The sequence below is a fragment of the Novosphingobium sp. BF6 genome (genome assembly GCF_058273105.1).
Genome location: NZ_CM177775.1, coordinates 592286 through 604216 on the forward strand (window position 1 = coordinate 592286; position 11931 = coordinate 604216).

The window sequence follows — 11931 nt, forward strand, 5'->3', positions numbered from 1 at the left end:
GTGAACCAAGGTTTGCCGGGCCGGACTCTATTCGAACAGGGGAAATACGACATGAGGGTATCGCCGAAATGGCGGCGCTGGTCGTCCACGCTCGTCCTGGGCGCGGCGCTGGCGCTGGGCGCTACGGGCGCGGATGCGAAGAAGCAGGACAAGAAGGCGGCGCCCATCGTCGCCGATCCTTATCCGTCGACCTACAAGTCCTATCCGGGAACGCCCACCGCATTGGTCGGCGCCACCGTCTATGACGGGCGCGGCGGCCGGATCGACAACGGCGTCGTGCTGTTCCGCGACGGCAAGCTGGTCGGCATCGGCGGCGCCGACATGGCGATCCCCGAAGGCTTCACCCGCATCGACGGCACCGGCAAGTTCGTGACGCCGGGCGTGATCGACATCCACTCGCACCTCGGCGTCTATCCCTCGCCCGGCGTCGACGCGCTGGCGGACGGCAACGAAATGACCAGCCCGACCACGCCCGACGTCTGGGCCGAGCACTCGGTCTGGCCGCAGGACCCCGGCTTCACCCGCGCGCTGGCCAACGGCGGCGTCACCAGTCTCCAGATCCTGCCCGGCTCGGGCAACCTCATCGGCGGCCGCGCGGTCACCTTGAAGAACGTGCCGAGCATCACCGTGCAGGGCATGAAGTTCCCCGGCGCACCTTATTCGCTGAAGATGGCCTGCGGCGAGAACCCCAAGCGCGTCTACGGCGGCAAGGGCCAGAAGCCCTCGACCCGGATGGGCAACATGTCGGTAGACCGCCAGGCCTGGATCGATGCCCGCAAGTACATGGACGGTGATCATTCGGAGCGCGATCTCGGCAAGGATACGCTGGAAGGCGTGCTGAAGGGCGAGATCCTCGTCCAGAACCACTGCTACCGCGCTGACGAGATGGCGCAAGTGATCGATATGTCCAAGGAAATGGGCTACAAGGTCACCGCCTTCCACCACGCCGTGGAAGCCTACAAGATCGCCGATCTCCTGCGTGAGAATGACATCTGCACCGCCGTCTGGGCCGACTGGTACGGCTTCAAGATGGAAGCCTACGACGGTATTCCCGAAAACGCCGCGCTGCTCGCCAATGCGGGAACCTGCGTGGTGATCCACTCGGACGACGAGAACGGCATCCAGCGTCTCAACCAGGAAGCCGCCAAGGCCCAGGCCGACGGCCGCCGCATCGGCATCGACATTCCCGATGCCAAGGTCATCGGCTGGTTCACCTACAATGCCGCCAAGACCATGGGCATCGGCGAGAAGACCGGCAGCCTCGAAGCGGGCAAGATGGCCGACGTGGTGCTGTGGAACGGCAATCCGCTCTCGGTCTATTCGCGCCCCGAGAAGGTGTGGATCGACGGCGCCATGATGTTCGATGCGCAGGACGCCAAGCGTCGTCCGGTCAGCGATTTCGAACTGGGCCAGCCCGGCGAAGGAGACGTGAAATGAGCCGCTGCGCCCTTATCATCGCCGCCCTTACAGCGGTGGCGCTTCCCGCGATGGCCAGCGCGCAGGATTTCGCGATCACCAATGCCACTGTCGCCACGGGTGACGGCAGCGCGCCGATCGAGCACGGCACCGTCCTGGTGCGCGGCGGCAAGGTCGTCGCCGCCGGAGCCGGTGTCGCCGTGCCTGCCGGGGTGCAGAGCGTCGACGGGACCGGCAAGTGGGTCACGCCCGGCCTGTTCTCGGCAGTGACCGACCTCGGCCTTTGGGATGTCGAGGCGGTTTCGGACAGCAACGACACCGAGGCCGGCAAGTCGCCGTTCAACGCCGCGCTCGACGTGGCCCCGGCGATCAACCCCTCCAGCGAGCATATCGCGATCAGCCGCGAAGGCGGCGTCACCCGCGCCAGCGTCGCGCCGGTGAACGGGGCGTCGATCTTCGCCGGGCAGGGGGCACTGATCGACCTCGGCACGAGCGTCGATCTGGTGAACAGGCCGCGCGCCTTCCAGTTCGTGGAACTGGGCGAGGCCGGGGCCAAGCTCGCGGGCGGCAGCCGCGTCGCCGCGCATGTGGCGCTACGCAATGCCTTGCGCGAAGCACGCGATCTGGCGGCCGCGCCGACCGTCCCGCGCAGCAGCGATGCCATGCTGACCCGCGCCGATGCCCTGGCGCTGGCGCCGGTGCTGGATGGCCGCCAGCCGCTCTATGTCGGCGTCGAACGCGCGGCCGACATCCGCAGTGTGCTGGCGCTCAAGACCGAGTTCCCCAAGCTGAACCTCGTCCTCGTCGGCGCGACCGAGGGCTGGCTGGTGGCGAGCCAGATCGCGGCCGCCAAAGTGCCGGTCATCACGATGCCGCTGCGCGATCTGCCCTCCAGCTTCGAAAGCCTCGCGGCGACGCAGTCCAATGTCGGGCGGATGAAGAAGGCGGGCGTGAAAGTCGCCATCGGCCTGTTCTCGGGCGGCAATCAGCCGCGCTATGCGCCGCAGCAGGCGGGTAACCTCGTGGCGCTGAACAGGCTGCCGGGCGCGGCGGGCCTGACCTGGGGCGAGGCACTGGCCGCGATCACCTCGGTTCCGGCCGAGATCAGCGGCATGGGCGGCAAGGAAGGCGTGCTCGCGCCCGGCGCCGTGGGCGACGTCGTTGTCTGGGACGGCGATCCGCTGGAACTCTCCTCGGCGCCGGTCGAGGTCTATATCGACGGCGTCAGGCAGCCGCTCGAAAACCACCAGAGCCGTCTGAAGCAGCGCTACAAGAGCCTCGATCGGACGTATCTGCCCAAGGCTTACGACTGGTAAGCCCGTTGCAAGGCGCCCCCGTTTCGGCGGGGGTGCCGTTGCCTTACGCGCCGCCCCCGAGCGCAATCGCCTCGTCCAGCCCGAGCGCTTCCCGGAAATCCGCATCGTGGCTGACGCAGACCACGGCGCCGTCGTAGCCACGCAGGGCTTCTTCCAGCATCTCCACCGAGGCGAGGTCGAGGTGGTTAGTCGGCTCGTCGAGGATCAGCAGCCACGGCACGTCCCTGCGGGTGAACAGGCAGGCCAGCGCCAGCCGCATCCGCTCGCCGCCCGAGAGGCCTGCGATCCCGCGATCCGCCCAGGCATTGCGGAAGCCGAAGCGGGCCAGCGCGGCATGGGCGGCATGGCGGTCGATGCCGGGATTGAGCCGCAGGTAGGCATCGAGCAAGGTGCCCGAATCCCCCAATAGCGAAACGTGCTGGTCCAGCAGGGCGGTGCGCGCGCGGTCGATATGGATTTCGCCGCTGTCGGGGCGGTCCAGCCCTGCGAGCAGGCGGATCAGGCTAGTCTTGCCCGAGCCGTTGGGGCCGGTGAGGGCCAGGCGCTGCGGTCCTCGCAGCAGCAGATCGAGTGGGCCGAACAGCTGCCGCCCGCCGCGCGAACAGGTGATCCCCCGCGCCTCGATCAGGACATGGCCGGAAGGCAGTCCGCTGGGCGGCAGTTCGATGTGGATCGGCGCGAGCACTTCGACATCGCGGCGGGCGCCGTCGAACTGTTCCAGCGCCCGGCCGACGAGTTCGTCCCCCAGCTTCCGTTGGCGGCCGCTGCTCTCTTCCGCGCGCTGCCTGCGGGCGCCGAGCAGGATCTTCGGATCGCCGCCCTTGGCTGCATCCTTGCGGCCCTTGCTGTCGCGCCGGGCCTGTTTCTCGGTCTCCTGCTGCTTTTCGCGGCGGGCGTGGCGCAGGGCGTCCTCGCTGCGTTCCAAGGCGGCGGCGGCGCGGGTGCGTTCGGCGCTGCGCCGTTCGTCGAAGGCGTCCCAGCCGCCGCCGACCATGTGCACGCCCGCGCCCGTCAGTTCGACGATACGGTCGGCACGGCGCAGCAGCTCGCGGTCATGGCTGGCGACGAGAGCGCCGCCACTCCAGCCGCCCAGCAGGTCGGCGACGACCCGGCGCCCCGCATGATCGAGATTGTTGGTCGGTTCGTCGAGCAGCAGCACGTCCGGCGCGTCCAGCAGCAGCCCGGTCAGCATCAGGCGGGTGCGCTGGCCGCCACTGAAGCTGGCGAGTGGGCGCTGCGGATCGAGGTTGGCGAAACCGGCCTGCGCCGCCGCCTTTTCGAAGCGTTCGGCCAGAGTCCAGTCGGCCAGATCGAAATCGTCGTCCGCGAACCGGCCTGCGGTGATGCGTTCGAGCCGCGCGAAGGGCTCGGCAAGGCCCAGTGCCTCGGCCACGCTGGCGTTCTCATCGGGGGGAAGCTGGTGCAGCAGGCCGAGCCGCCCGTTGCGCACGATCGTCCCTTCGGAGGTCGGCACTTCGCCCGCGATCGCGCGCAGCAGGGTGCTCTTGCCCGCGCCGTTGCGGCCGACGAGGCCGAGCGTCTCGCACCCGAGCGAAAAGGTAAGGTCACGGAAGAGCGGGGAACCGTCGGGAGCCGAGCAGGCCACGCGGTCGAGAGTCAGGAATGTCATGCGAACACCGGCAGATAGCGTTGGGAAAAACGGGCTATGTGCTCAGGTGTTCATCGATCCATTCCCTTGATTGCAGGCCATGTTCTAGCCGAAGCGGCTAGATTGGGCAAGTCAGCTGGCTGGCGTGCAGACCGGGGTGATCTGGAAGATCTGGTTCCAGTTCTTGCCGGTCACGAAAATGCGGCGCGCCGCACTGTCCCAGGCGATGCCGTTGAGCACGGCATCGACGCCGACCCCGCCCGCCTGTTCGCGCAGGCCCGCGAGATCGAGCCAGGACGCGACTTTGCCGGTCTTCGGATCGATGCGGGCGATGCGGTCGGTCATCCAGACATTGGCCCAGATTTCGCCGTCGATCCATTCGAGTTCGTTGAGATTCTCCACCGGCTTGCCGTCCGCAGTGACGGCGAGCGTGCCGGTCTGGCGCATCGTCGCGGGATCGCGCAGGCGCAGGCTGGCGGAGCCGTCGCTCTGGTAGATCGTATTGCCGCTGCGGGTCATGGCCCAGCCTTCGCCTTCGTAGCGGAACGTGCCCAGCAGCTTCAGCGTCGCGCGGTCCCAGCGATAGCCCACGCCGTCGCGCCAGGTCAGGCTGATGAGCTGGTCCTTCCAGTCGACCAGGCCTTCGCCGAAGACGGAAGGGTCGATTTGAGCCTCTCGCAGTGGCTCCAGCGTTTCCAGCTTGCGCACGACGATGCGGGAATCGCCCTTCTGGCCGGTGCTTTCGTAAAGCAGGCCCCGGTCGTAGAGCAGGCCTTCGGTGAAGGCGCCGGTATCGTGGGGGAAGGCGTTGTCGATGCGGTAGGTGCAGACCGGCACGCCTCTCGCCTGCGCGGCGGGAACGGCAGCGACAAGGCTGAACAGGGCGGCGAGCACGATACGGGCGGGAGAATGCATGGGCGGGAGGTGCCGCAAGGTGGCGGTGTCCGCAAGGGCGAAGGTAGGGCCGTCGTCCCTGAAGTTCGGAACGACGGCCCCGCCATCAATCCCCGTGCTTCCGCTCGCGCCGGGATTCGACCATGCCGGGGGCGATGAAGCCGATCGGAATCACTTCCATGGCCCGCTTCTTGAGTTCGCCCTTCATGCGTTCGTACTCGGCTTCCATTTCCTCGGTCACGGTGGCGCGGCTGTCTTCGAGGGCATCGTCGAAGTCCTCGCGGCGGACCTGTTCCACTTCGGCGCCGCGCTTGCGAATGGCGGTGAGACCGGCACGGCGCACCACGTCTTCCAGATCGGCGCCGGTGAAGCGTTCGGTCCGTGCGGCGACGTCGTGCAGGGAGACATCATCGGCAAGCGGCATCTTGCTCGTGTGGATGCCGAGGATGTGCTCGCGCCCGGCCTCGTCGGGCGTGCCAACATAGACCAGTTCGTCGAACCGGCCCGGACGCAGCAGCGCCGGATCGACGAGGGCAGGGCGGTTGGTCGCGCCGATCAGCACGACCGACTGCAATTCCTCCATCCCGTCCATCTCGGCGAGGATCGTGTTGACCACCCGGCCCGTCACTTGCGGCTCGCCGCCACCGCCGCCCATGCCGCGAGCGGGGACGAGGCTGTCGATCTCGTCGATGAAGATCACGCAGGGCGCGACCTGGCGGGCGCGGGCGAAGAGGCGGGCGATCTGCTGCTCGCTCTCGCCGTACCACTTCGACAGGAGGTCGGACGACTTGATCGAGATGAAGTTCGCCTCGGCCTCCTTGGCGACGGCCTTGGCGAGCAGGGTCTTGCCGGTGCCGGGCGGGCCGTAGAGCAGGAAGCCCTTGGCCGGGCGGATTCCCAGCTTGTGGAAGGCTTCGGGTGTCTTAAGCGGCAGTTCGACGCCTTCCTTCAGCTTGAGCTGCGCTTCGTCGAGACCGCCGATATCGGCCCAGCCGATGTTCGGCACCTGCACCATGACCTCGCGCATGGCCGAGGGCTGGACGCGCTTGAGAGCAGCCACGAAGTCCTCGCGGTAGACCTGGAGGTTGTCGAGCACTTCGGCGGGTATGGTGCGTGCTTCGAGGTCGAGTTTGGGCATGATGCGGCGCACCGCCTCGATCGCGGCTTCGCGGGCGAGGGCGGCAAGGTCGGCGCCGACGAACCCGTGGGTGGTGCGCGCCAGTTCGTTGAGATCGACACGCTCGCCCAGCGGCATGCCGCGGGTGTGGATGCCGAGGATCTCGCGGCGGCCCTTCTCGTCGGGCACGCCGATGACGATCTCGCGATCGAAGCGGCCGGGACGGCGCAGCGCCTCGTCGATGGCGTCGGGCCGGTTGGTGGCGGCGATGACAACGACGTGGGCCCGGCTGTTGAGACCATCCATCAAGGTGAGCAACTGGGCGACGAGGCGCTTTTCCGCCTCGCCGTGGACCTGATCGCGCTTGGGGGCGATCGAGTCGATTTCGTCGATGAAGATGATCGCGGGAGCGGACTTGGTCGCTTCCTCGAAGATCTCGCGCAAGTGCTTCTCGCTCTCGCCGTAGCCGGACCCCATGATCTCGGGGCCGTTGATCGTGAAGAAGTTCGCCTCGCTCTCGTTGGCGACGGCCTGGGCGAGGCGGGTCTTGCCGGTGCCCGGCGGGCCGTGCAGCAGCACGCCCTTGGGCGGAGCGACGCCGAGGCGGGTGAAGAGTTCGGGATAGCGCAGCGGCAGTTCCACCATCTCGCGAAGCTGCCGGATGGTATCGCTCATGCCGCCGACGTCGTCGTAGTTGACGTCGCCGCGGGCGTCGTGCGCTTCCTCGAAGACCTCGCGCAGTTCCACTTCGGTGTTCTCGTCGATGTGGACGATCCCGCGCGGGGTGGTGGAGACGACGTTGAGGCGGATCTGCGTCAGCGCATAGGCGGGCGCGTTGAACATGCGGCGAAGCTGCGGCGGAATGTCCGCGACCTGCTGCTGGCCGGTGGTGGCGACGAGATCGCCCTGCACCATCGGGCGCTGGAAGAAGTTGCGTTTCAGCGCCGCCGAGGGGCCTTGCAGACGCATGTCCTTCTGCGCGGGGGCGAAGACCACGCGCTGGGCCGGGCGCGATTCGGCCTTGCGCACCACGACGTGGTCGCCGGAACCGACTTCGGCGTTGCCGCGCTGGAGGCCGTCGAGGCGGATGACCTGAAGGCCTTCGTCCTCGTCATAGGCGAGCACGGCGCGGGCGACCGTCACCGCCTTGCCGGTGATTTCGAGCACATCGCCTTCCATCGCGCCGATTTCCGAGAGCGAGGCGCGCGAGAGACGGGCAATTCCCTGGCCGCTTTCTTCCTGGCGCGCGGCTGCGACCTGCAGCTTCACCGTCCGTTCGTCGGCTTGGGTTGGGGCGTCCGCCATGGGTGTCCTTTCCATCCTCCCGATTCCGGGCACCGCGCCGGTTCGCGCGGGCCGTCCGGGATGTGGACAGGAACTAGGTACGGCCCTCCCGGATTTCAAACCAACCCGCGACCACTCTCTATGTTTCCGATGGAACTGTTTGAGAACGTAGTTCTCAAAATGGCAAAAAGAAGGCCCGGAAGTTTCCAACCGGGCCATGAAAGTTTTGGGAGAGGATGCCTGAAAGGCACTGTCTTTATGATCGCGACTCGGTTTTTGTGCAAGTGCGAAATCGCGGAATCATGGTTGCGAAACATGCAAGCAATGTTGCGTGGCGTGTAATTACGCGGGGTAATCGAAGGGAAATCTATATAAAACAGTATTTTGATAATTGAATCAGTCTTCAGATATTGCTTGACGCAATCGTCAGGGCGATTGGGATGGCAGGCGAAGTGCAATCGTTGCCTATTGCGTTCGCGAAATTTGCTTGTTTTGCTAAGGATTTGAAGGGCGAGGGGCCGGGCGGTCATCGAGACAAGACCCAGACAAGACAGGGGCGCCGGTGCATGACACCACGCCCTTTTGCGAGTCTGGATTTTTCCCCGACGCTTCAATGCGAGAACAGGACCGCAGGTGCTCCCGCTTCCGACAGGAAATGGGCCGTGACACCGCCGAACAGGAATTCGCGCAGGCGGCTCTTGCCGTAAGCGCCCATGACCAGCAGTTCCGCGTGGTTCTGGTTCACCGCCAGTTCCAGGGTTTCCTCGGTGGAACCGCGCCTTTCGAACTCCTCGTATTCGGCATGGATGCCGTTGCGCGAGAGGTAGCGCAGGGCGTCGGTCGTCGGGAAACCGCCGGATTTCTCGATCACCGTCACCAGTTTCACCACCTGGCAGCTTTGCAGCAGCGGCACGGCAGCCTTGAGCGCGCTCGCGGCCTGCTCGCCGCCGTCCCAGGCGATCACGGCACGGCGAATCGGCAGGGAGAGTGTGCGGCCTTCCGGCAGGGCAAGCACCGGCGCGCGGGCGACCATGGCCAGTTGCCCGGCAATTCCGCTGGCGCGCGAGACCACCACCAGATCGGACAGCCGCGCCGCCCCTGCAAGGGCGGGCACCGGGTCCTGCTCGCTGCGAATGATGTCGAAGGCGACGTCGCCGCGCGTGAGGCGCGCCTCGATGGCCTCGGCCGCGGCGTCGTCTTCGCCCCGCGCCCGGTCCAGCGCTTCGGAGATCACGTAGCTGCCGCCCATCGGGTCCATGGCGATATAGCGCGAGACCGGGGTGTCGATGAGCACGGTAATGTGTCCGTTCAGGTGGCGGGCCAGTTCGAGTGCGGCATCGACGCGGGCTTCGCTGTCGGGCTTGCGGTCGGCGTTCACGAGTATCGAGCGCATGGTAATTCTCCCGTTGACGGTGATTAACCTACCGCAAGGTCATGGAATTGCCATGACGAAGATCAAATCGGGGAGATACCGCCAGGTTCGTATTGCCGGAGATGAGGTCGATGCAGAGGTCCGTTGCCCATCTGCGCGCTTGTCGATGAAAACTAGCGCTATTCATCGGCGAAATCGCTGTCTAGTCTCGCCCCAAACGGGAGAATTGCATGAACAAGATCTACCCCAGCGCCTCTGCCGCGCTGGACGGACTGCTGAAGGACGGCCTGCTGATCGCCGCCGGGGGCTTCGGCCTTTGCGGCATCCCCGAGCGCCTGCTCGACGCGGTGCGCGATTCGGGCGTGAAGGACCTGACTTTCGCTTCCAACAACGCGGGTATCGATAACGAGGGCATCGGCAAGCTGCTGCGCACCCGGCAGGTGAAGAAGATGATCTCGTCCTACGTGGGCGAGAACAAGGAGTTCGAACGCCAGTTCCTCTCGGGCGAACTCGAAGTGGAATTCTGCCCGCAAGGCACGCTGGCCGAGCGCATGCGTGCGGGCGGCGCCGGGATTCCGGGCTTTTACACCAAGACCGGCGTCGGCACCCAGGTGGCCGAGGGCAAGGAACTGAAAGTCTTCCGGGGTGAGGACTATATCCTCGAGGAAGGCATCTTCGCCGACCTCAGCCTGGTGAAAGCGTGGAAGGCGGACGAGACCGGCAACGTCGTGTTCCGCAAGACCGCGCGCAATTTCAACGTGCCCGCCGCCACGTGCGGCAAGGTCTGCGTCGTCGAAGTGGAGGAGATCGTCCCCACCGGCTCGCTCGACCCGGACGGCATCCACCTGCCCGGCGTCTTCGTCCAGCGGCTGGTTCTGGGCGCGCCTTACGACAAGAAGATCGAATTCACGACGACCCGCGAAAGGGAGACCGCCTGATGAGCTGGACTCGTGACGAAATGGCTGCCCGTGCGGCGAAGGAGCTTCAGGACGGGTTCTACGTGAACCTCGGCATCGGCATCCCGACCCTGGTGGCGAACCATGTCCCCACCGGCATGACGGTGACGCTCCAGTCGGAAAACGGGATGCTCGGCATCGGACCGTTTCCCTATGCCGACGAAGTCGACGCCGACCTCATCAATGCGGGCAAGCAGACGGTCAGCGAACTGCCGCAGTCGGCCTATTTCGACAGCGCCACCAGCTTTGGCATGATCCGCGGCGGCCATATCGACCTCGCCGTGCTGGGCGCGATGGAGATCGCCGAGAACGGCGACATCGCCAACTGGATGATCCCCGGCAAGATGATCAAGGGCATGGGCGGCGCGATGGACCTCGTGGCCGGCGTGAAGAAGATCATCGTCGTCATGGAGCACAATGCCAAGAACGGCGATCCCAAGTTCATCCCGGCCTGCACTCTGCCGCTGACCGGCAAGAACGTGGTGGACATGATCGTCACCGATCTGGCCGTGTTCCAGCGCCCCGACCACCAGAGTCCGTTCAGGCTGATCGAACTGGCTCCGGGCGTGACGGCCGAGGAAGTCGCCGCTAAGACCACGGCGCACTACACAACCTGATGCCTGCCAAGGAGAGTTCCGGATGGCCTACACCCTGATCACCGCCAATCGGAACTACTCCAGCTGGTCGCTGCGGCCATGGGTTCTGATGAAGGCGCTCGGCATCGATTTCACCGATCGGATCGAGCCCTTCACGGCCCCTGCCAATTACGACGCGTTTCGCAGCTTTTCGCCCACCGGCCAGGTCCCGGCCTTGCTCGACGGCGAGCGGACTGTCTGGGATTCGCTGGGCATCACGCTCTACCTGGCCGACCGCCACCCCGGCATCTGGCCGGACGACGAAGCCGCCCGCGCCTTCGCGCAGTGTGCCGTCACCGAAATGCACGGCGGTTTCTCCGCCTTGCGGGGCGACTGCACGATGAATGTCGGCACGCGCGTGCGGCCAAGGGCCATGGGCCCGGCGCTGGTGCGCGATGTCGCCCGGCTGCGCGAGATCTTCAGCGAGGGCCTGTCCCGCTTCGGCGGCCCCTGGCTGGCGGGCGACCGTTTCACGGCGATCGACGCCTTCTTCGCTCCCGTCGCCTTCCGCATCCGCACTTACGGTCTCGATGTCGGCACCTGCCAGGTCTGGGTCGATACCGTGCTGGAGCATCCGGCGATGAAGCAGTGGGAAGCCGAGGCACTGGCCGAGACCTGGCGCGAGGAAGGCCACGAGGCGGAACTCGCCGAATGCGGCGACGTGATCGCCGACTATCGCACGCAGGCCTGAACCACGGGGCCGAACGGGCGTCTTGCCCGCGTCATCGTGCTGGCGCAGTCTTCCCTTCAAACGCAACGGAGAGATCCCGGATGACCGATATCGCCGCCATTCCCCTGACCCGCATCGACGGCAGCGCCGACACGCTGGCCAATCACGAGGGCAAGGTACTGCTCGTGGTCAATGTCGCCTCCAAGTGCGGGCTTACGCCGCAGTACGAGGGCCTCGAAAAGCTCTATGAGGACTACAAGGCCAAGGGCTTCGAAGTGCTCGGCTTCCCGGCCAACGACTTCGGCGCGCAGGAACCCGGCAGCGACGAGGAAATCGTCGAGTTCTGCCAGCTCAACTACGGCGTCTCGTTCCCGCTCTTCACCAAGGCGGATGTGACCGGCGAGGCCAAGCAGCCGCTCTACGCTGCGCTGACCGATGCGATTCCCACCAAGCAGGGCGACGTGGACGGCATGAAGGAGCGCTTCAAGGGCTACGGCATGACGCCCAATGACGATCCCGAAGTGCTGTGGAACTTCGAGAAGTTCCTGATCGCCCGCGACGGTTCGGTCGTCGGTCGCTTCGCCCCCGGCACCGCGCCGCAGGATGCGCTGCTGGTCGATGCCATCGAGGCCGAGCTGGCGAAGTAAGCCTCGGGAATCGGG

The 11931-nt window shown here is 66.1% G+C and carries 10 protein-coding genes; 6 read left to right on the forward strand and 4 right to left on the reverse strand.

The window, feature by feature from the left end:
* The first annotated feature begins 51 nt into the window (after nt 1-51).
* Nucleotides 52-1437 (forward strand): amidohydrolase, encoded by a 1386-nt coding sequence (locus AC4D6D_RS02945; protein ID WP_491326427.1) that lies wholly within the window; start codon nt 52-54, stop codon nt 1435-1437.
* On the forward strand, nt 1434-2732 hold the full coding sequence (locus AC4D6D_RS02950) for an amidohydrolase family protein (protein WP_491326428.1): 1299 nt from the start codon (nt 1434-1436) through the stop codon (nt 2730-2732). The genes AC4D6D_RS02945 and AC4D6D_RS02950 overlap by 4 nt, the downstream gene beginning before the upstream one ends.
* A gap of 43 nt (nt 2733-2775) precedes the next feature.
* Here AC4D6D_RS02950 and AC4D6D_RS02955 read toward each other — a convergent pair whose 3' ends face one another.
* The 4 genes from AC4D6D_RS02955 to AC4D6D_RS02970 all read right to left on the reverse strand — a co-directional run bounded on the left by AC4D6D_RS02955 (nt 2776) and on the right by AC4D6D_RS02970 (nt 9029).
* Nucleotides 2776-4362: an ABC-F family ATP-binding cassette domain-containing protein gene (locus AC4D6D_RS02955; protein ID WP_491326429.1), complete on the reverse strand. Its 1587-nt coding sequence runs from the start codon at nt 4360-4362 to the stop codon at nt 2776-2778.
* Between the two features lie 111 nt (nt 4363-4473).
* A complete protein-coding gene (locus tag AC4D6D_RS02960) occupies nt 4474-5256 on the reverse strand; it encodes a glutaminyl-peptide cyclotransferase (RefSeq protein ID WP_491326430.1) in 783 nt (260 codons plus the stop codon).
* A gap of 85 nt (nt 5257-5341) precedes the next feature.
* Nucleotides 5342-7657 carry a CDC48 family AAA ATPase gene (locus AC4D6D_RS02965; protein ID WP_491326431.1) on the reverse strand — a complete coding sequence of 772 codons (2316 nt, stop codon included), beginning with the start codon at nt 7655-7657 and terminating at the stop codon, nt 5342-5344.
* 589 nt (nt 7658-8246) lie between these two features.
* Complete coding sequence (locus AC4D6D_RS02970; protein ID WP_491326432.1) at nt 8247-9029, reverse strand: universal stress protein; 783 nt, start codon at nt 9027-9029, stop codon at nt 8247-8249.
* Nucleotides 9030-9238: 209 nt separating this feature from the next.
* Between AC4D6D_RS02970 and AC4D6D_RS02975 the strand changes: the two genes are divergently transcribed.
* The 4 genes from AC4D6D_RS02975 (at nt 9239) to AC4D6D_RS02990 (ending at nt 11916) form a co-directional block, all read left to right on the forward strand.
* Nucleotides 9239-9946, forward strand: coding sequence for a CoA transferase subunit A (locus AC4D6D_RS02975; RefSeq protein ID WP_491326433.1), 708 nt, complete (start codon nt 9239-9241; stop codon nt 9944-9946).
* Nucleotides 9946-10581 (forward strand): CoA transferase subunit B, encoded by a 636-nt coding sequence (locus AC4D6D_RS02980; RefSeq protein ID WP_491326434.1) that lies wholly within the window; start codon nt 9946-9948, stop codon nt 10579-10581. The genes AC4D6D_RS02975 and AC4D6D_RS02980 overlap by 1 nt, the downstream gene beginning before the upstream one ends.
* Before the next feature lie 22 nt (nt 10582-10603).
* On the forward strand, nt 10604-11290 hold the full coding sequence (locus AC4D6D_RS02985) for a glutathione S-transferase family protein (protein ID WP_491326435.1): 687 nt from the start codon (nt 10604-10606) through the stop codon (nt 11288-11290).
* 80 nt (nt 11291-11370) lie between these two features.
* Nucleotides 11371-11916 carry a thioredoxin domain-containing protein gene (locus AC4D6D_RS02990; protein WP_147216427.1) on the forward strand — a complete coding sequence of 182 codons (546 nt, stop codon included), beginning with the start codon at nt 11371-11373 and terminating at the stop codon, nt 11914-11916.
* Nucleotides 11917-11931 lie beyond the last annotated feature (15 nt).

Bases quoted from the DNA above. Each gene is read 5' to 3' on its own strand.
- AC4D6D_RS02955 (WP_491326429.1), bottom strand. From the start codon at position 4,362: ATGACATTCCTGACTCTCGACCGCGTGGCCTGCTCGGCTCCCGACGGT.
- AC4D6D_RS02950 (WP_491326428.1), top strand. From the start codon at position 1,434: ATGAGCCGCTGCGCCCTTATCATCGCCGCCCTTACAGCGGTGGCGCTT.
- AC4D6D_RS02960 (WP_491326430.1), bottom strand. From the start codon at position 5,256: ATGCATTCTCCCGCCCGTATCGTGCTCGCCGCCCTGTTCAGCCTTGTC.
- AC4D6D_RS02975 (WP_491326433.1), top strand. From the start codon at position 9,239: ATGAACAAGATCTACCCCAGCGCCTCTGCCGCGCTGGACGGACTGCTG.
- AC4D6D_RS02990 (WP_147216427.1), top strand. From the start codon at position 11,371: ATGACCGATATCGCCGCCATTCCCCTGACCCGCATCGACGGCAGCGCC.
- AC4D6D_RS02970 (WP_491326432.1), bottom strand. From the start codon at position 9,029: ATGCGCTCGATACTCGTGAACGCCGACCGCAAGCCCGACAGCGAAGCC.
- AC4D6D_RS02980 (WP_491326434.1), top strand. From the start codon at position 9,946: ATGAGCTGGACTCGTGACGAAATGGCTGCCCGTGCGGCGAAGGAGCTT.
- AC4D6D_RS02945 (WP_491326427.1), top strand. From the start codon at position 52: ATGAGGGTATCGCCGAAATGGCGGCGCTGGTCGTCCACGCTCGTCCTG.
- AC4D6D_RS02965 (WP_491326431.1), bottom strand. From the start codon at position 7,657: ATGGCGGACGCCCCAACCCAAGCCGACGAACGGACGGTGAAGCTGCAG.
- AC4D6D_RS02985 (WP_491326435.1), top strand. From the start codon at position 10,604: ATGGCCTACACCCTGATCACCGCCAATCGGAACTACTCCAGCTGGTCG.